At 43.0% G+C, this 17,752-nt stretch carries 20 protein-coding genes and 1 pseudogene; 8 read left to right on the forward strand and 13 right to left on the reverse strand.

Annotation, left to right across the window (positions count from 1 at the left end; all coding sequences use genetic code 11):
• Window positions 1–122 (forward strand): annotated as a pseudogene (locus tag O9300_RS00010) (IS630 family transposase); the annotation flags it as partial.
• Window positions 123–245: 123 nt separating this feature from the next.
• Here O9300_RS00010 and O9300_RS00015 read toward each other — a convergent pair.
• From O9300_RS00015 to O9300_RS00035, 5 genes are all read right to left on the reverse strand, one after another.
• Entirely contained in the window at window positions 246–1,244 is a 999-nt protein-coding gene (locus O9300_RS00015) for a sulfurtransferase (RefSeq protein WP_287969237.1), read from the reverse strand.
• A 361-nt stretch (window positions 1,245–1,605) separates the two neighbouring features.
• On the reverse strand, window positions 1,606–2,274 hold the full coding sequence (locus O9300_RS00020) for a phosphatase PAP2 family protein (protein WP_287969240.1): 669 nt from the start codon (window positions 2,272–2,274) through the stop codon (window positions 1,606–1,608).
• On the reverse strand, window positions 2,271–2,651 hold the full coding sequence (locus O9300_RS00025) for a DUF7980 family protein (RefSeq protein WP_287969241.1): 381 nt from the start codon (window positions 2,649–2,651) through the stop codon (window positions 2,271–2,273). The genes O9300_RS00020 and O9300_RS00025 overlap by 4 nt, the downstream gene beginning before the upstream one ends.
• 181 nt (window positions 2,652–2,832) lie before the next feature.
• Complete coding sequence (locus tag O9300_RS00030) at window positions 2,833–3,915, reverse strand: sulfate ABC transporter substrate-binding protein (protein ID WP_287969244.1); 1,083 nt, start codon at window positions 3,913–3,915, stop codon at window positions 2,833–2,835.
• A 447-nt stretch (window positions 3,916–4,362) separates the two neighbouring features.
• A complete protein-coding gene (locus O9300_RS00035) occupies window positions 4,363–4,569 on the reverse strand; it encodes a hypothetical protein (protein WP_287969247.1) in 207 nt (68 codons plus the stop codon).
• Between the two features lie 195 nt (window positions 4,570–4,764).
• On the opposite strand from O9300_RS00035, the gene O9300_RS00040 reads away from it, so the two are divergent.
• The gene (locus tag O9300_RS00040) at window positions 4,765–4,950 is read left to right on the forward strand and encodes a hypothetical protein (RefSeq protein ID WP_002799476.1); all 186 of its coding nucleotides are present in this window, start codon (window positions 4,765–4,767) and stop codon (window positions 4,948–4,950) included.
• A complete protein-coding gene (locus O9300_RS00045; protein ID WP_287969249.1) occupies window positions 4,935–5,165 on the forward strand; it encodes a type II toxin-antitoxin system RelE/ParE family toxin in 231 nt (76 codons plus the stop codon). Before O9300_RS00040 ends, O9300_RS00045 begins: the two co-directional genes overlap by 16 nt.
• A gap of 547 nt (window positions 5,166–5,712) precedes the next feature.
• On the opposite strand, the gene O9300_RS00050 is transcribed toward O9300_RS00045, so the two are convergent.
• The 6 genes from O9300_RS00050 to O9300_RS00075 form a co-directional block, all read right to left on the reverse strand.
• Window positions 5,713–6,084, reverse strand: a complete 372-nt coding sequence (locus tag O9300_RS00050; protein ID WP_002793820.1) for a hypothetical protein — start codon at window positions 6,082–6,084, stop codon at window positions 5,713–5,715.
• Window positions 6,081–6,356, reverse strand: a complete 276-nt coding sequence (locus O9300_RS00055; RefSeq protein WP_002733756.1) for a hypothetical protein — start codon at window positions 6,354–6,356, stop codon at window positions 6,081–6,083. Before O9300_RS00055 ends, O9300_RS00050 begins: the two co-directional genes overlap by 4 nt.
• A 248-nt stretch (window positions 6,357–6,604) precedes the next feature.
• A complete protein-coding gene (locus O9300_RS00060; RefSeq protein WP_002732654.1) occupies window positions 6,605–6,814 on the reverse strand; it encodes a hypothetical protein in 210 nt (69 codons plus the stop codon).
• Window positions 6,801–7,292, reverse strand: coding sequence for a type II toxin-antitoxin system VapC family toxin (locus O9300_RS00065; RefSeq protein WP_104397831.1), 492 nt, complete (start codon window positions 7,290–7,292; stop codon window positions 6,801–6,803). The genes O9300_RS00060 and O9300_RS00065 overlap by 14 nt, the downstream gene beginning before the upstream one ends.
• A 94-nt stretch (window positions 7,293–7,386) precedes the next feature.
• Window positions 7,387–8,676 (reverse strand): hypothetical protein, encoded by a 1,290-nt coding sequence (locus O9300_RS00070; protein WP_287969252.1) that lies wholly within the window; start codon window positions 8,674–8,676, stop codon window positions 7,387–7,389.
• A gap of 115 nt (window positions 8,677–8,791) precedes the next feature.
• Window positions 8,792–9,202: a hypothetical protein gene (locus O9300_RS00075; RefSeq protein WP_103113277.1), complete on the reverse strand. Its 411-nt coding sequence runs from the start codon at window positions 9,200–9,202 to the stop codon at window positions 8,792–8,794.
• Between the two features lie 713 nt (window positions 9,203–9,915).
• Here O9300_RS00075 and O9300_RS00080 point away from each other — a divergent pair.
• Window positions 9,916–12,246, forward strand: coding sequence for a heavy metal translocating P-type ATPase (locus tag O9300_RS00080; RefSeq protein WP_287969255.1), 2,331 nt, complete (start codon window positions 9,916–9,918; stop codon window positions 12,244–12,246).
• A 199-nt stretch (window positions 12,247–12,445) separates the two neighbouring features.
• Here O9300_RS00080 and O9300_RS00085 read toward each other — a convergent pair whose 3' ends face one another.
• Entirely contained in the window at window positions 12,446–12,787 is a 342-nt protein-coding gene (locus tag O9300_RS00085; RefSeq protein WP_287729945.1) for a hypothetical protein, read from the reverse strand.
• Window positions 12,788–12,799: 12 nt separating this feature from the next.
• Between O9300_RS00085 and holB the strand changes: the two genes are divergently transcribed.
• Both holB and O9300_RS00095 read left to right on the forward strand, forming a co-directional pair.
• Entirely contained in the window at window positions 12,800–13,765 is a 966-nt protein-coding gene (gene holB / locus O9300_RS00090) for a DNA polymerase III subunit delta' (RefSeq protein WP_287969257.1), read from the forward strand.
• 37 nt (window positions 13,766–13,802) lie between these two features.
• Window positions 13,803–14,024 carry a neurohypophysial hormones like protein gene (locus O9300_RS00095; protein ID WP_287969259.1) on the forward strand — a complete coding sequence of 74 codons (222 nt, stop codon included), beginning with the start codon at window positions 13,803–13,805 and terminating at the stop codon, window positions 14,022–14,024.
• 64 nt (window positions 14,025–14,088) lie between these two features.
• Here the strand turns inward: O9300_RS00095 and ftsH2 are convergent, their stop codons facing one another.
• Window positions 14,089–15,975 (reverse strand): ATP-dependent zinc metalloprotease FtsH2, encoded by a 1,887-nt coding sequence (gene ftsH2 / locus O9300_RS00100; protein WP_287969262.1) that lies wholly within the window; start codon window positions 15,973–15,975, stop codon window positions 14,089–14,091.
• A gap of 246 nt (window positions 15,976–16,221) precedes the next feature.
• Here ftsH2 and O9300_RS00105 point away from each other — a divergent pair, with 246 nt between their 5' ends.
• Together O9300_RS00105 and O9300_RS00110 are read left to right on the forward strand one after the other, a co-directional pair.
• Window positions 16,222–16,407, forward strand: coding sequence for a type II restriction endonuclease (locus tag O9300_RS00105; RefSeq protein WP_261779576.1), 186 nt, complete (start codon window positions 16,222–16,224; stop codon window positions 16,405–16,407).
• A gap of 15 nt (window positions 16,408–16,422) precedes the next feature.
• A complete protein-coding gene (locus O9300_RS00110) occupies window positions 16,423–17,355 on the forward strand; it encodes a DNA adenine methylase (RefSeq protein WP_287969264.1) in 933 nt (310 codons plus the stop codon).
• The last annotated feature ends 397 nt before the right edge of the window (window positions 17,356–17,752 follow it).

Genomic DNA, 17,752 nt, shown 5'->3' on the forward strand with positions numbered 1-17,752 from the left:
GAGAATTTGAAAATAAAGAAGAACTGGAAAAAGTAGTCAATCAGCTTTTAAATGAAGGGGGATTGATTATTAAATGGAGTAGAAAACTTAAAAATAAGGGTAATGCTGTCAATGTAACTTAAATGCGTAAAAGCTTAATAACTGGATTTAGTATAACTTAGCCCTACTCGCGACCCTACCCTAACAAAAAAACCATCTTGGGCAAGATGGTTAAACACAACGAGTATAAACCGACAAACTTGACTTTAGACTGCTTTTTCTGGCCCGGTAGCGACGGGCAGATCTGTGGTACTGTACTCTGTCCAAGAACCCTCATAAATTCGCACCTTGGGATAACCGAGCAGATGTTTGAGGACAACATACTGTAAAGTCGCTTCCCGTCCCGTACTGCAACTGACAATAATATTATCGGAGGGCTTGATGTTGCGTTGGGCAAGAATCTTCCTGATTTCGTCTAAAGATTTCAATTTATGAGGATTTTTCAGGGATTCATCCGGATTATTCGCTTCCGTAAAAGTCGGCCAGGGTATATTTTTCGCCCCCGGAATATGACCATTTCTCAGCCAGATATCCTGTTTCCCCTGAAAAAGTTCTTCCGGTCTAGGATCGATAAAAACCACATCCGATTTGCCGATCAATTTCTCTACTTCTGCTAAAGTTACCCGAATCGAGGGATTATCACGGACAGTAAAGCTCCCTGGTTGATATTTAGGGAATTCTTTCGTTACCTTCTGTTCAGAAGCCTTATAACCCTTAAAACCACCATCTAAGACGGCCACATCTCGGAAACCCGATCGCTCCAATAAATAAGCCACCATGGTTGCCCCCAAGACATCGCGACCATCGGAATATACTACCACTCGATCGCCATTAGTGATTCCCGCGGCGGCAAAGAGACTGCCAATTTTATCCTCTTGCCAATATTGAACCGGCAAAAATCCGTTTGGACCACGAAAATTATTGTCGGCTATATTCACCGCTTTCGGTAAATGACCGGTGATATATTCCAAAGGATTAATCCGCAGATCGAGAATTTTTAACTTCGGATCGTTGAGATTTTGTGCTACCCACGCCGGCGATACAAAGTCTATCTTAGTCTCAGATTTAGACGTGGCCATCAGGGGCGATGACGGCGCTAAGGTAAAGGTTAAAATGCACAGAAGAACTAAAGTGAGAAAAGCAAGGGGACGGCTTTGAAACCGTCCCAGGGAGAGACCCTTCCCTCGTGGCAGTTTTGATTTCATGATTCAGTGTCAGCGACGAATATCAAACGATAATTACTATAGGGCTTTGATTCGCTTTCTCCAAAAATTTAGGTATAACGTGATATTTTTCTTGGGCAGCAAGTCGGTCAACTAATTAGGGTTTGCTAAAAAAGTTTGTTGGTGGGGTTAGGAGTCAGGAGTCAGTAGTCAGGAGGGGAAGTCAGAATAACAGAATAACCTCGCACACTGAGAAGCGGAACCCTTTGCAATCGCCTCCGGAAAGTGCAAGGGTTTTGAGTCCCTCGGATCGATTTCTCAACGTTTGTCTCTGGCACTTTTCTTGAAAACAAAAGTCCCTAAACCGATTTCTAGCAAGGCTTTCACTGATATTCAGCCAACCCTAATTATTAATTTCCTCTTGGGTGTTGATCGCCTTAGGTGTCTTTAATAACTGTTGCCAGCAGAGATGAACTAGGAGGGACCAAGCGAGCGCTAAAAGCCAAGAAGCAAGGATATCACTAGGAAAGTGAACTCCTAAATAAAGACGAGTCCAAGCAATAACCAAGACGAAGGGAATCCCCAGTAAAACCACCCCTAAAAACCAGCGCGTTCTCCAAGATAGGATCAGTAAGGAAACGACTAACAGGGAACTAAATAAAGCATGGCCGCTAGGGAAGGAAAAATCGTGGGGTAAGGGATAAAATAACTGCCAAAATTGCGGGCGATTCCGACGAAAAAGAATCTTGAGATTATAACTAATTGCCCAACCTCCGGCCATAGTCACAAGCAGATAAGCGAACCCATACCAGTATTTTTTTAGGGCAAAAATCAGCAGTAAAATTGTTAGTATCGGAGCCACTCCCCAATAAGTACCTAATCCCGTTAGTTTTATGGCCAAAAAATTTAGGTTTAAATTAGCGGTTTGATGAATAGATAGCAGCAGCGATTTTTCCCAAGCAAATCCTTGGGGCTGCTGGTCAATAGCGATCGCTAAATCCGTAAAACTTAGCGATGTTAACAAGATGGCTAAGAAAAATAAGCTATTGTTTAAGTAGGTTTTGGGAATCACGGGGAAAAAGTGGCGATCGAGGATAACAGGGGCATTTCTAATACCTGAAAATGAATTAAGACCAGAATAACTAATGTATAGGCAGTCGAGGAAAGTAATCCATTTCTTAATTCTTTTGGCCAATTGCGTTCTTTTTTCTCTCCACCGATTAATTCTTTCGTCCCAAACTGCATCAGTAGGATTCCCACAAGATTAGATAACCAATAACCAACCATGGCCGCTGGTAGAAAAAAATCGGCGTGTAAGCAAGCAATTAAACGACCGAAACCGTAGGCGATCGGCAGATTAAAAATTAGATCGTTCCACCAACACAGGGGCGATAATAAGTAACCGATCAATACCAAGGTTCCGTTTTTTATTTTGTCCAGTAGATACATCTTTTTTTTAGTTATTAACTATCAGCTTTGTTTTTTTTGCCATCAGCTATCTAAGTAAGTAGGTGTTGAAAATTGTCAGATACCCCCCTTATTAAGGGGAGCAGGGGGGATCAAAGACAACATCTATCTTCTATTTAATCAGAACCACTTACTTAGCTAACGGCTGACGGCCTACTACTAATTAACGCTGAATTTGGTCAAAAATCGCCCCATCAGCGAAGAATTTTTTCTGGATCGCATCCCAGCTACCGACCGCCGTATAGGGGAACAGATTCGACACTTTTGGGTATTGTTTACTAAACTCTTTAGCCACATTAGCATTAACGGGACGGAAACCCACCTTGGCGAATTCCCGCTGCGCTTCGGGAGTAAAGAGAAATTGGGCAAAAGCTGTCGCTACTTCCCGGGTTTTGCGTTTATCAACTATTTTATCCACTACGGCCACGGGCGGATCGATCGAAACATTGACCGAAGGAATAGTATAGGAAAACCCGGTTTCTCCTTTTTGACGGGCCAGAATCACTTCGTTTTCGTAGTTAAGCAGCACATCCCCCTGATCCTGTTTAAAGAAGACATCGCTGGCCTCCCGGGCATCTTTGGGTAGTACAGGAACATTTTTATAGACATTGCGGACGAAATTGGTCGCTTGTGCTTCATTGCCGCCGGTCCGAGTTACCGATCCCCACAGGGCCAGAAAATTCCAACGGGCCACCCCAGAGGTTTTCGGGTTGGCAGTGATGACTTTAATCCCCGATTTGGCTAGATCCGGCCAGTTACGGATTCCTTTGGGATTGCCCTGACGAGTAACTAAAGCTACCACGGAACGAGTGGCGATGCCGTTATTGGGGAGTTCTTTCTGCCAACCGGGGTTAACTAAACCCGCTTTTTGCAAGCGTTCCACATCGGAACCGATGGCCAAATTTACCACATCTGCATCTAATCCGTCGATAATAGCGCGGGTTTGGGAACCAGAGCCACCATAACTCTGTTTAATCACTACATCCTGTTTTTTCTCTCTTTTCCATTTGTTGACGAATAGAGGAATGATTTTTGAGTAGGCCGATTGAGTCACCGCGTAGGAAACCAGGGTGATTTCCACGGTTTGTTGTTTAGCTTGCTGTTTATGGGTATCTGCCAGCAGATTACTCGATGCCGATAGGGGACTAAAAGTTAGTCCGATTCCCGTTGTGACGACGGCAGCCGTAGCTAGAGAAATAAAAGGTAATAGGGTTTTCGGTTTTGAGGATCTAGGCTCATGGATCACGATGTCATCGGCTCCTTTGTTTATTTATGGGAGATTGCTAGGTATTTTCTCTGAAATTGTATTTTATATGAAATAAGAAACAATTTCAATACATCACAGAAAAAATTATACTGTCTCAGTTGGGTTAGATGCCAATAAATCAAGCCATTAATGGCTTGATTAGCTCAAAAAACTAGAAATATTCGATTTATACCGCTTAAATGCGCCTTTAAATCTGCCTTAAGCCTTTTTATGCTTCCAGAATAGAGATTTTATCGTTTTTATGGAGAAGAAAGAATTTTTTAGCGATCACAAACCTTTCCCTATGTGGGTTCACCGGTGAGGTTAGCGAACCTTAGCAACTATTACCCTAAAATTGAAGCGGTCTAACGACTTCAATCAATGAGCATGGTGCGTTCCCAAAAATCCTGCATTAGGGAACGCACCCTACAGCGGTAGCCATCCCACTTATTGACCTCGCCCTGGCTTACAGTCGGCAAAACTTAATGCCTCTGTGTCTAAAAAAATGGCGATCGCCATCTCAATAATCGCTTCAACGGGATAATCAATTTCAGTAGCGCGAGCAATCAAAGCATCCTGAATCCAGTCTGGTAAGCGTCTTAAAATAATTTCTGCATCAGTGGACGAGATTTGCTCTGAAAGTTTCGCTCGCATGGGTTAGGACTCCAGCATGAATTTGAACATTATACGGTGGCTCAGTCGCCCTCAAAATGATCGCCTCTAGTTCTAATAGTAGCGCAGGGTTTTTCCAGTAAGCTATCGCCCTTAGTATTGTTTCTCAAAAATTCGGATGATCACCTTGTGTATGTATGTTAAAATGTCTGTTATTCGACTCCAGAGGCTTAAGCCATGAGTAATAAAGAAGCAGTTATTGAGCTTGTTAAACGTCTCCCTGAGGACATTTCTTTGATAGAGATAGCTGAGCAAGTCAGGTTTATTGCGGCTATTCAAGAGGGATTTGAAGCAATTGACTTGGGTAAGGGTGTGCCGGTGGAAACGGTTGAAAAAATTATGGAATCATGGACTACAAAGTAATTCTTTCGCCCCAAGCTATTCGTGATTTAGAAACTATCGTCCGCTATGTCGCAATTACAAATCCTGAATTAGCGAAAAAATTAGGTCAACGATTACTCGATAAAACTAAAGAGTTAGGTTTGTTTCCTTTTCGAGGTCGAGTAGTTCCAGAATTTAATGATGTTAACATCCGTCAATTAATTCTTAGACCCTATCGTATTATTTATCGTGTTTAAGAACCGATTCACCAGGTCAGCGTCGCTAGATTTTGGCACACAGCTAGAGGTTTTTTAGAATAGAGTTTTGCCATTTGTTTAACCCGATCGCCCTTCAAATCACAAATAATAGGACAGCGTTTATATTTTCCATTGCTCTCACCTGAGCATAAAAGCATCAAAATCCCTACGAAGTGTTCCTCTAACTTGCCATCCATTAAAATGTAGATGCCCCAAGGGAGCCTGGGCTGGTGAATCTGGAGTAGTATCAAGAATTGGATCGTGTATATTAACGGCGTAGCGGTAATCACGTTTCCAACCTACAAACTGCTAGGCAGTGCTTTCGTCATCCCACTTAGACTCACAGCTTCAATCAATGTGCATGGTGCGTTCCCCAAAATCTATTGGTACAACAGTAGGACTTGCATTAGGGAACGCACCCTACAGCGATAGCGTACTGCTATGCAGTGCCTTCGGCATCGCACTGTCAGGAATTTAGAAATTTGGTATAAGTAGTCTAATCATAGGTCGGGTGCAGTGATTTGTTAGACATTTTTCTAACTAGAGACTATGACAAAGGTTTAATTGTCACTAATCCCCCAGCAAAACCCTGAATATTCAACTCATAGCCATCAAGTAAACCCATACCAACTAATGGATCTGTCTCTGACTCATTGATTTCAATAGATTTGATCTGACCATCCCAGATCACAGTTGCCTCAAATACGTTAAACATACAGAGGCTTCCATCGCCCAAGATTCCCTCTTCTTGCATATACCACGTTAATCCTAGTGTTGTAATGATAGCAGAAGGCAACGTGAGAAATCCAGTGTAACCAGTGTCAATAACTGCTTTAATCGCTTGCCTCTGGTGATTTTCGCCTAGCACTACGAATTGAATAATTGCTTCTCGGCGCGAATTGACGCTCCCCATCATCATGGCGACACACTGGGGGAACGAAAGCCAAAACGATGGACGGCACGATGTCCAATGCGAATACCAAATATTTGTGCATCAGGAAAACGTATTAACAGTTGTTTAGCAGCTGTTAGGCTGTCGTCAGCCACTTCAAAAGCCCCTGTTTCGATGTCTATTGCTACAATCTTCCCATGATTCCCTTCCTCGATTTGGGAGCGTACCTGAGACTCATAGACTTCGTGTCCACGTCGGGCAAATTCTTCTTTGCTGTAGCGGGGTTGTCGAACTGTCATTGAAGCGACCCTGTGGCAACTTTTGCCCCTCTATCTTAACCTAAACATTCGCAATCTTCCCTAACATTCCTCAACTGGGCCCACAAGAGCGGCACCGCACCTAACCTCACAGCTTCAATCAATGTGCATGGTGCGTTCTCAAAAATCCTGCATTAGGGAACGCACCCTACAAGATCGGCGATCGCTACAATCGGAACGATCGCACTTGACTCGCTGGTCGGCATAACGGCTAAGTTGAGCCGCCACGATTAGATTTGAGATTCTTGTGGTTCATCCTGTTTTGGTCGGCTCCAACGACTTGTTAGACCTTGCTTTGGTGGTAAGCTGACTACCTGCCTGCCACTTTCTGCTTGTCTTTTTTGCCAATCTACAAACATTGCATCCAAATCGTAGTTAAAGGATTTAGCGTGTTCTTCTCGAAATTTATGAATTTCATCTAAAATGTCATCTTGCCACATCGTTATAATCTCCTAAAAGTTCGTAAGGAGTACAAATTATGGGTAACTCGTATCCCAAATCAAGACTGAGCTCTGCCAACTTCCTCTGAATTTGAGCGTTGGCAATATGTTTACAGTTCCATGTTAACAAGTAATCTAGCCCGTGGACAGTCGCCGCAGCAATGTGAACCGCATCATCAGAAGCTTTGGCAGGAAGGTTGCTTCGTATAAGAAACAGTGAGGATAAGTTGCGTACAGCTTGATTGAGTTCAACCAAAGGCATTTCATTGACAATTTCTAACCTTTTCAAAGCAATCTCTGTATCTCCCTTAGCGACTTCATCTAAAACAACCTGTGAAATATAGAGAACAAAATCATTACGGCGATTTTGCCACCAGTCCCTTGTCGTTTCGATATTCCCAGCAATAACCAAGTTTTTGGTCGATCTGGCTGTCAGATAACCAATAACGCTGGTTTCAATATAGACGGTTTCCCTCACGGCAATCTAGAAAATCTATCCAACGTCTATCCTACTGCATTTAATCTTGGTTTTGAGGGAGTTGGGTTTCCTGCCGTCAACCCAACCTACAAGATCAGCGATCGCACTTCAATAACATGGATGCTATTTGATCTACAAGTTTAAATCCTGCTTCAACACTAGAACCATTCCTTATTATTGTCTTAAGTTTGTCCATTTCAGTAAGAACACAGCCATGAATATTTGGCTTATCCTGCTCCATATAAAGCTCGATTAGTCTTCTTACTACATCAAAGGCTTGTTCTTTTTGCTCGTTATTTAGCTTAGGATTATACTGAATGAATTGGCGTAAATTTTCTAGTGAATCCTTCATTATTTTAGATGAATCAGGTAAACCTTCTACCATTTTTCTAACGAAAGATGTTTTAGAAAAACTACTGTTTATATTTTGGCTAGATGCAAGAAGGTTTATGACACCCTCGTTATTCTTTAGATCGATGTCACCTATGCTGCCTATTTCTATACTTGTTCCTATTATCTTAAGTTTTTTGGCAATTAGAAAAGCAATTAACGAAGAGAAGACTATTGCCACAAGGTACTTCCAGTTATGTTTTACAAAATTAGTCGAAGAGAAAATTGGATTATGCTTGACGGCTACCTCGATTTCATTTTCTTCATATCGTTTTGGAAGTAATTCTTGGTAGCCAGGAATTCTAATTATGACAGACACTATAAACTTTAACTTCTTTTTGCCTGATTCTTGTGGAGTTACATCCCACTCCCAACTAGTAAAGTCTTGATCTATAACTGGTTGATTACCACCATCTTCTTGTGGATTGATATCAAAGGCTTTCCACGACAGGAACTTCTGAGATGTTAGTTTGACATTCATTATGGGACTAACATATCGAAGTTCTCTTTCACTTATATCTTTATCCAATCCTTCCCTTAAAAGTTGTTGAAATGCTGATAAAAACTCTTCATTTGCAATCCTAGCTTTACATTTTTCAGATATTCCAAGAGTCATTTCTTTAGGACAAGAAAACACAAATATACCTCTTGGAAGCCTCTCGAAAGCCTTAGAAATCTCTGATTGTGCGCCAGGTGAAAGTCGAGGTAGATCACGAGGAGCATTTCTTATTACTATCCCTAAAATGATAGTCGCCGTTAAGCCTATCAAAATAATGCTTGATAATATGACGCGAAATATAGGGTTAAACCTATCTGTATTATCAAGAGTATTTCCCACTAATATTGCTAAGATAGATGGGAAATAACCGAAGAATAGGATAATTAGGATACCTCGAAAGATATCTAGTGGACTTGACCAGTGAAAAATTATTTTTAGTGCAATGAATAGCACTAGAAACGATAAAATAACAGCGATGGCTGAAGAACGTGTCATCTACTTGTATATTAGTTGAATTGAAAACAGTATAGAAAACACCTAAAGTTAATTATCAAAAAGAAGTGTTCCTTTACGTCATGAAGGAACACTTGAATAGCTAAAATATTGAAATTTAGGCAATACCAAACAAAGAGGAAATTTCAGACAATACTTTGAATATTGAAACTGCACTAGAAATGCCAGCAACAATGCCTCTTATCAAAGTGATTGCATTTTCTGCACGTTCCTGAAGACCTGAATCTGTTTGTACTTGTGTCTTCATTTGTAAAGTTTCCACCAAACTTTTAACTTGCTTTAAAGCTCTCTCTTTTTCTTTATCATTGAGTTCTGAAGCATCCTCAATCTCCTTACGCAATTTTTCAAGGAGTTCTTTGGCATTAGCTTGCTCATTAGCATCTGACAAAGCTAAGTCTGAAATGGAGTTTTGAATATCTTGGCTTACAGCAAGAAGATTTACAACCCCTTTGTTATTGTTTGCGTTAATGTTACCAATTTTTCCAACTCTTATATTTGAATCAGACATAGAAAGCTCCTCGAGAAAGAATAATGTTCAAGATGGTGGGCATACTCTCGCAACAAATGGCTCTTCGTTACTTGTTATGGTTCGATAGGGGGGCATAAATCGACTAAATCCTTATCTGGCAAAAGATTTAACTGATTAGCTCGCTCTAGATCAAAAACAATTGACAAAAATCGTCCAATGTCTTTCTCTATAAGGGTTCCATCTCTTATAACCCCCGTCCATTACATAACACAAACCGAAGAACCCAACAAATTAGATTATATTCTCACCTAGAACTGGGTGTCTAACTATATATTATGCGGAAATTTTCCGTACATTACGCCAAATACGCATTTTTTTAAGAATCTTTCCGTATATTACGCTCAAATGGAGTGATCGCAAGAAGTTTTCCGTATAATATTACGATAAGCGTGTTATGCCGATTAGCGTACTCTGTGATGAACCCTTCCCCACTGATTTGTTCAAAGTTTTCTCGTTGTGCGACTGTCAGATGAACTTTATCTCGCCTACATCTTCCCATGATTGATGTCCTCAGTTTAGCTTATCTATTGCCCTATTTTAGCTGTGTCAGTCCACTACCAGATCGGCTACCTGAAATTTCAGCTATCTGTAATGAAATTTCATCTATCTGTAACCCTACAGGCCAAAATAGTTTAAAAATCGGTCGATAATTTCTAGGATAGAAGTAAAGACCATCCTTGCCTACTTTTTCTATGATCCTAGCCGCCGAAACTGGACTAAAAACCGCTACTCTAGACGTAAAAGGCATGAAATGCGCCGGCTGTGTTAGTGCCGTAGAACGACAACTCAGCCAAAATCAAGGGGTAAAATCGGCCCAAGTTAACCTAATCACGGAAATTGCCGTGATTGAATACCAACCAGATGCGATCGCACCAGAGCAGTTAGCCGCAAAATTAACCGCGATTGGATTCCCCACCCAACCGCGCAGCTCATCGACTCCCCTTTCTCAACAAAATCAACGGCTGCAAAACCAACAAAAAGAACGGCAACAACAATTATACCGATTAGCGATCGCTTGTTGTTTACTGGTTTTTTCCCTGATTGGTCACTTACACCACATCGGGGGACCAGAAATCCCCATCTTTCAAAGTATTGCTTTTCACTGGACTTTAGCCACCCTAGCCATTTTATTCCCCGGCCGCGATATTTTCATCGATGGTTGGCGCGGATTACGGCACGGGATGCCAAATATGAACACTCTCGTTAGTTTAGGCACAGGTAGCGCCTATATAGCCAGTTGTTTGGCTCTTATCTTCCCTAATCTCGGTCTAGAGTGCTTTTTTGATGAACCGGTCATGCTGTTAGGTTTTATTCTCCTCGGACGGACTCTAGAAGCGCATTCCCGTCATCGTGCAGCCGCAGACTTAGAAGCGCTTACCTCCCTACAACCGGCAGTGGCTCACCTGATTGGTAGTACAGATGACCGTGTGGGCGTGGCCATTCCCGTGGAACAGCTGCGCGTCGGGGAATGGGTGCGCGTCTTACCCGGGGAAAAAATTCCCGTGGATGGGGAGATTATTCAGGGAAGAACCACGGTAGATGAAGCTTTATTAACGGGGGAATCGCTGCCGGTGGTTAAGGAAATGGGAGATCTAGTCATTGCTGGCAGTTTCAATCTCTCTGGTGCGATCGCCGTGCAAACTCGTCAGGTGGGGACCGATACCACCCTAGCTAAGATTATCGCAGCCGTGGAATCAGCCCAAACTCGCAAGGCCCCGGTGCAGAAGATAGCGGACCGGGTAGCGGGTTATTTTGCCTACGGAGTGATGATAATTGCCCTAATTGTGCTGCTCTTTTGGTATTTTTGGGGAACTAGGCTCTTTCCAGAGGTGTTAGGGTCAACCACAGGACACCACGAGATGATTCAACCCACTTCTCCCCTACTTTTGTCCCTAAAATTAGCGATTTCTGTACTTGTGGTCGCTTGTCCCTGCGCTCTCGGTTTAGCCACACCGACGGCCCTACTGGTGGGAACCAGTTTAGCAGCCGAAAGGGGTATTTTGATTAAAGGGGGTGATGTTTTGGAAACCGTCTCGCAACTGCAAACGGTGGTTTTTGACAAAACGGGAACCCTTAGCCAAGGTCATCCAGAAATTACCGATTGTTTGAGTTTTTCTATCCTTAATTCCCTGGAAATTCAACAATTAGCGGCAGTAGTGGAGAGTGGCACTAATCATCCTCTTGCTCAGGCGATTTTAGACGCGGTTACTCCTCCTACTAATCTGACGGGGGAAGATTTTCAAACTGTGGCCGGATTGGGAGTTTCTGCAAGGGTGCAGGGGTCGAAAATTGTTCTAGGAAATCGGCAATGGTTGGCGCAGAACGGCATTAAAATCGATGAAACTATCAGGGGGATTCAAGAGCTTTTACAAGCGGGTAAAACGGTGATTTATCTGGGGATGGAAGAACAATTACTCGGCGCGATCGCTTTTCAGGATCGATTGCGTCCCGATGCTCAAACAACCGTGAATCAGTTACAAAAACTCGGTTTAGAGGTGATTTTACTCAGTGGAGATCGCCAAGAAGCGGTGACAGCGATCGCTAATAGTTTGGGTATTAGCCAATTTTATGCCGAAGTTGCCCCCACCGAAAAATCGGCCTTAATTGCCGACCTACAGACAAAAGAGGGCAAAATCGTGGCTATGGTCGGGGATGGTATCAATGATGCTCCTGCACTAGGACAGGCTAACATCGGTATTGCTCTGGCCGGTGGCACGGAGGTGGCCATGGAAACAGCCGGGATCGTTTTAATTAGCGATCGCCTGGAGGATGTGGTGCAATCTCTGCATTTAAGTCTGGCCACATGGCAAAAAATCCGACAAAATCTTTTTTGGGCTTTGGGTTATAATACCTTTGCTATTCCCATTGCTGGTGGTTTATTACTACCCCGTTGGGGTCTAGCTTTCAGTCCGGCCCTAGCAGCAGCTTTAATGGCTTTTAGTTCGGTTATGGTAGTGAGTAATTCCCTGCTTTTACGTCGTCAATTTCCCCCGCTCAAATCGACGCAGGAAGGCAAAAACTAAAGCAATTACCGATTTTTTCTCGATAAATCTATCAAGCACCAAAAAGAGCGGCTCTCTTATTCTTTGTGTGATAAGTTTCACTGATACAGGAGCGATCAATCTCTGTGTACTCTGTGTCTTTGTGGTTCGTTACCTAAGAGAGCCAAGATGGTATTTTGTCCCCGTCTTTGTCAGTTGACGGAGACAGGAACAAATCGGGTTAAGCGGTAATTCTGGTCAGGGATTGACCTTGATAATTTTTGGTAATAATCTGGTGAATAGATTCAAAAAATCGCCGACAACGATTATTAGTTCTCAGGGGCAATTCATGATTTTTTACCAATAAATCGATCTGAAGTTCCGAGCTAGTGGGAGGATGAATAAATAATTCCACTTTCACTAACTGGGGAAAGAGAGCATCGTTAGGAACTTCCGATAAAAGCAAGACATCGGTCCGGCGCTTGATGATTTCAAATTCACCCAAACTTAGGATATCATCGTATAAAAACCCGGTCTGATGAGGAGAAATTCCGACAAAATAAGAACAGGAATAGCGAGCCATGGCAGGGAAAAGATGATAGATTGGTCACGGTTAATCGGTCAAAATCAGGCCATTGAACTACTACAAAGAGCGCTTGAAATCAATTCGATCGCTCCCGCTTACTTATTCGCCGGCGCTAGGGGGATCGGACGCAATCTGGCCGCAAAATGTTTCTGTCAAGACTTGTTAACTAGAGATCGATCGCCGGAAACAAGGGAATTAATCCTGAAACGCTTTCTGGGAGGCAATCATCCCGATTTACTCTGGATTGAACCCACTTATCAACACCAAGGCAAACTGCTCACCGCAAAAGAAGCACAGGAAAGCAATCTCAAGCGTAAAGCTCCCCCGCAAATCCGCATCGAGCAAATTCGCGAGATTACTAACTTTTTAAGTCGTCCTCCCCTGGAATCGGCCCGCTCTGTGGTAGTGATCGAGCAAGCAGACACCATGACGGAATCGGCGGCAAATGCCCTCTTAAAAACGCTTGAGGAACCGGGAAAAGCCACTTTAATCCTGATTGCTCCCAGTCCCTCCTCTTTACTACCTACTCTCGTTTCTCGCTGTCAACACATCCCTTTTCAGCGTCTTTCGGAAGAAAATCTCGCTCAAGTCCTCCGCTCTAACGGACACGCTCGCGTTCTCAATTATCCGGCAATTCTCGGTTTAGCCCAAGGTAGCCCCGGAGAAGCGATCGCCGCTTTAGAGTTTCTCGACAGTCTCCCCCAAGATTTACCGCGATCTTTGAGCAAATTTCCCCTAAAACTCTCCCAAGCACTGGAATTAGCCAAAATTATCGCCCAAACTCTTGACACGGAAACCCAATTATGGTATGTGAGTTATCTTCAGTATGAGGATTGGCAACGACGACGAGAGCGATCGATTTTAGAAATCTTGGAAAAAACCCGCCGGCAGCTGTTAGCCTACGTTCAACCCCGTTTAGTCTGGGAATGCACTTTCTTGGCATTGGCCAAACTATCCACCGCCCAAAAGTCTTAAAATTGTTATATTTATCGATCGAGTGGGGAGAAAGACCTTGAAAATCAAATCCTTAGTTTTGCTGATTCTGTTAACCTTGACTACGGTTTTAGCTGCTTGTCAGGGAGGAAAAGAAGCCGAAGAACCGAAAAATGGCTCTCCTGCGGTGGAATCGCCACAAAAAGACGAAGATAGCGATAAAGACGGGGAAAAGCAGCAAAAAGACGGTGATAATCAACGGGATAAAAAAGACGATGACGATGATGATGATGATAACTAAATTCCTAGGATAAAAAAATCGGGTGAGCCTTAACCCACCCGATCGCCTATAGATTGAAATCAACCTATAACTGTGGTACAAACTGTTCTTTTTCGGGAACGTAGGCGTATTCAGCCACAATCTGCCGGAATTCTTCCCCATTGATCGTTTCTTTTTCGATCAGCAGATCCACCACTCGATCGATCACTTCGCGATGATCGCGAATAATTTGCCGAGAAATTTCATGGCAGTGTTCCACGATTGATCGCACCTGATCATCGATGCGAGTAGCGACCTTCTCAGAATACTCGGAACGAGTCATCAAACCGCCACCGAGGAACACTTCACCCCCTTGACTTTCTAGGGACAAAGGACCCAAATCGCTCATCCCGAAACGAGTCACCATCTGGCGGGCCATATCAGAAACTTGCTGTAAATCGCCGCCGGCACCGGTAGTCACCTCATCATAGCCGAAGATTTCTTCCTCAGCCGCCCGACCACCTAAAGCACCGGAAATCCGGGCCATTAACTGCGCTTTCGTGGTTAAACCCTGTTCTTCGTTGGGAGTGAACCAAGTTAAACCCTGGGCCTGGCCCCGGGGAATCAGAGTCACTTTCTGGACGGGATCGTGATCTTTTAAGAGCGTACCCACGATGGCATGACCCACTTCATGGTAAGCGATTAAGCGCTTGCTCTTGCTATCGACTAAAGGAGTGCCTTCCATACCCGCGATAACGCGATCTACCGCGTCATCTATCTCTAGGAGGGTAATGGCTTCTTTGCGACGACGAGCGGTTAAAATTGCCGCTTCGTTCAGTAAATTGGCTAAATCTGCTCCACTGAACCCCGGAGTGCGACGGGCGATCGCTTCGATGGAAACGTCGTTGGCCAGCTTTTTATTGCGGGCGTGAACGTCTAAAATCTCTAAACGACCTTTAAAATCGGGCGCATCGACGGTTACTTGGCGATCAAAACGGCCCGGACGCATGAGAGCGGAATCGAGAACATCGGGGCGGTTAGTGGCGGCAATGATGATAATTCCCGTATTCCCCTCGAAACCGTCCATTTCTGTCAATAATTGGTTCAGGGTTTGTTCCCGTTCATCGTTACCGCCACCGATACCGGCACCCCGTTGACGACCTACCGCGTCAATTTCATCGATAAAGATTAAACAGGGAGCATTTTCCTTGGCTTTTTTGAACAAATCGCGCACGCGAGAAGCACCGACACCGACAAACATTTCCACAAATTCCGAACCGGAAATGCTGAAGAAAGGTACACCCGCTTCACCGGCGATCGCTTTAGCCAACAGGGTTTTACCCGTACCAGGAGGGCCAACTAACAGGACTCCTTTGGGGATTTTGGCACCGACGGCGGTAAATTTCTCCGGTTGTTTGAGGAAAGTGACGACTTCCTGTAATTCTTCCTTCGCTTCGTCAATTCCTGCCACATCATCAAAGGTGATGCCGGTTTTCGCTTCCATCTGGAAACGAGCTTTTGATTTGCCAAAACTCATCGCTTGACCGGGGCCGCCTGGCATATTATTAGAACGGCGGAACAGGAAAAAGAGAGCGGCAATCAGCAAAAAGGGGAAAAGTAGATTACCGAGGAATCCCCACCAAGCGCCGTCATTCCGCATCGGGTGAGCATCGAAACTAATTTTAGAATCCCGTAAACGGGCGATCAAATCGGGGGAATTGGCCGGTAAATCGACCCGTAGGCGTTGTACTCGGTTTTCTAGTTCTGGATCTAGGGCCTGTACGATCGCGGTTCTGCCCCCTTCGTAGAGATCGACGCTGACAACCCTACCACTGTCTAGGTATTCTAGAAAGCGTCCGTAGGTCATGCGGGTAGTGGCGGTGTTATTGCCGATATTACCGGTGGCCGTGGCAAAAGTGCCTTGCCAGAGGAAAAAACCGACCACAAGGGCGGGCAATGTCCACAGTAAAATCGTTTTCCAGGATAGTTTCATGTTTGTTTAGTGGTTCTAGGATAAAGATTTTTGCTTAACTCATTTAGCTGTTTTTGTCAAGGATTTTACGTTATTTTTTCGAGATTAATCCCCGCAGCCAATTAAATCTTAACTAAATGTAACGTAATTCTCATAATTCTGACAAGAATGGTGACGAGAGATTTTTTTAGTTCATTTGTTCTAGCAAGAGTCTCATGGTTTCTGGGATAAGCTGTACTGAATTTAAACTGCCTAGAAGTATATACTATATCTATTGATACGAAAATCATCCCCAAAATCCTAGAATTGCTTCTTTTTCCCATATTTGATAATTTTGCTAGATGTAACCAATTAAAGATAGAGTTAGTATCTCAACAAAATTTTTACCCTGATTTGACCTTTATTCACGAGCCAACAGGAGCTAAGTTGGCTGTGGATAGAGATTACTGTTGATGAGGAGAGTGTTTAGTGAAGTTAACGCCACTTGTGCCACCGATTAAGTGTCAAGGAATTAAAACTAAATTGGTAAAAGATGTTAAAAATATTGTGTCTGATCTGAGCTTTGGGCGTTGGATAGAACCCTTTTCTGGATCGGGGGTGGTGGCTTTTAATATTAATCCCAAAAAGGCTTTACTTGCGGACACAAATACTCATATTATCCAGTTTTATAATAATCTAAAAAATCAAGTTATTACCAGTAAAACTGTTAAGCTTTTTTTGCAAGAAAATGGTCAATTTCTTAAGGAGCAGGGAGAAAGTTATTATTATCAAGTACGAGAAAGATTTAATCAATCTCCTAATTATCTAGATTTTTTATTTCTCAATCGCTCCTGTTTTAATGGCGTGATGAGATTCAATCGTAAGGGACAGTTTAACGTACCTTACTGTCATAAATCAGAACGATTTTCTCAAGCATATATTACCAAAATAGTCAATCAAGTTATTGCCCTAGAAAATATTCTTATTAAAACTGATTATAATTTTCAAGTTGCTGACTTTCGAGAGACTTTATCTGATTGGCAAAAAACAGACTTGATCTATCTCGATCCTCCTTATTTAGGGAGACACGCCGATTATTTTAACTCTTGGTCTGAAGAGGATGAAGATTGTTTGGTGACTATTTTAAAGGATATTTCTTGTCGGTTTATTTTGTCCACTTGGCACAGTAATCAGTTTAGAAGCAATCCTTTAATTAAAAAAAATTGGAGTGCTGATAAGTTTTATATCTATACTAAACAGCATTTTTATCATGTGGGTTCCACAGAAAAATTGCGTCATCCGATCACCGAAGCGATCATTACTAACTTTAACATTCCCTTGTTGCCAGAGCGAGGAACTGATTTGCAACAACTGTCATTATTCCCATCGACAGCAGAAAATGAGGGAGTGAGAACAGTCTAGAAGATGCCTAGTTGCTAATTCTCACTCCGTACTATTTAGGGTTTGCTGAATAAATCTAAAAACCTTGTTGGATAATATCTTTAGGCTTTTTTGAAATCAAAAAGTGCCAGCGATTGGAGTGATTGGGGAGGGAAATTTCAGGTACTTTTTCCCTGAAAATTAGGTAATTGACTCCCTGAAAATGGGTAAAACCCCACACCCCACACCCCACACCCCACACCCTGCCCCCAGGAAAAAATTTTTCAGCAAACCCTATTTAGGGCTTGCTGAATAAATCTAAAAACCTTGTTGGATAAGGCTTTTAGACTTTTTTGACCTCAAAAAGTGCCGACCATTGGAGGGATCGGGGGTAAAATTCAGGTACTTTTTCCCTGAAAATTAGGTAACTGACTACCTC

Source organism: Microcystis sp. LE19-195.1E (genome assembly GCF_027532095.1).
In the GTDB taxonomy this organism is placed as follows: Bacteria; Cyanobacteriota; Cyanobacteriia; order Cyanobacteriales; family Microcystaceae; genus Microcystis; species Microcystis aeruginosa.

Excerpts from the sequence above, each read along its gene's own strand:
- O9300_RS00055 (WP_002733756.1), bottom strand. The coding sequence starts at position 6,356 with ATGACAGTTCGACAACCCCGCTACAGCAAAGAAGAATTTGCCCGACGT.
- O9300_RS00060 (WP_002732654.1), bottom strand. The coding sequence starts at position 6,814 with ATGTGGCAAGATGACATTTTAGATGAAATTCATAAATTTCGAGAAGAA.
- O9300_RS00085 (WP_287729945.1), bottom strand. The coding sequence starts at position 12,787 with ATGGCTCGCTATTCCTGTTCTTATTTTGTCGGAATTTCTCCTCATCAG.
- holB (WP_287969257.1), top strand. The coding sequence starts at position 12,800 with ATGATAGATTGGTCACGGTTAATCGGTCAAAATCAGGCCATTGAACTA.
- O9300_RS00025 (WP_287969241.1), bottom strand. The coding sequence starts at position 2,651 with ATGTATCTACTGGACAAAATAAAAAACGGAACCTTGGTATTGATCGGT.
- O9300_RS00045 (WP_287969249.1), top strand. The coding sequence starts at position 4,935 with ATGGACTACAAAGTAATTCTTTCGCCCCAAGCTATTCGTGATTTAGAA.
- O9300_RS00035 (WP_287969247.1), bottom strand. The coding sequence starts at position 4,569 with ATGCGAGCGAAACTTTCAGAGCAAATCTCGTCCACTGATGCAGAAATT.
- O9300_RS00075 (WP_103113277.1), bottom strand. The coding sequence starts at position 9,202 with ATGTCTGATTCAAATATAAGAGTTGGAAAAATTGGTAACATTAACGCA.
- O9300_RS00070 (WP_287969252.1), bottom strand. The coding sequence starts at position 8,676 with ATGACACGTTCTTCAGCCATCGCTGTTATTTTATCGTTTCTAGTGCTA.
- O9300_RS00040 (WP_002799476.1), top strand. The coding sequence starts at position 4,765 with ATGAGTAATAAAGAAGCAGTTATTGAGCTTGTTAAACGTCTCCCTGAG.
- O9300_RS00080 (WP_287969255.1), top strand. The coding sequence starts at position 9,916 with ATGATCCTAGCCGCCGAAACTGGACTAAAAACCGCTACTCTAGACGTA.
- ftsH2 (WP_287969262.1), bottom strand. The coding sequence starts at position 15,975 with ATGAAACTATCCTGGAAAACGATTTTACTGTGGACATTGCCCGCCCTT.
- O9300_RS00050 (WP_002793820.1), bottom strand. The coding sequence starts at position 6,084 with ATGATGATGGGGAGCGTCAATTCGCGCCGAGAAGCAATTATTCAATTC.
- O9300_RS00015 (WP_287969237.1), bottom strand. The coding sequence starts at position 1,244 with ATGAAATCAAAACTGCCACGAGGGAAGGGTCTCTCCCTGGGACGGTTT.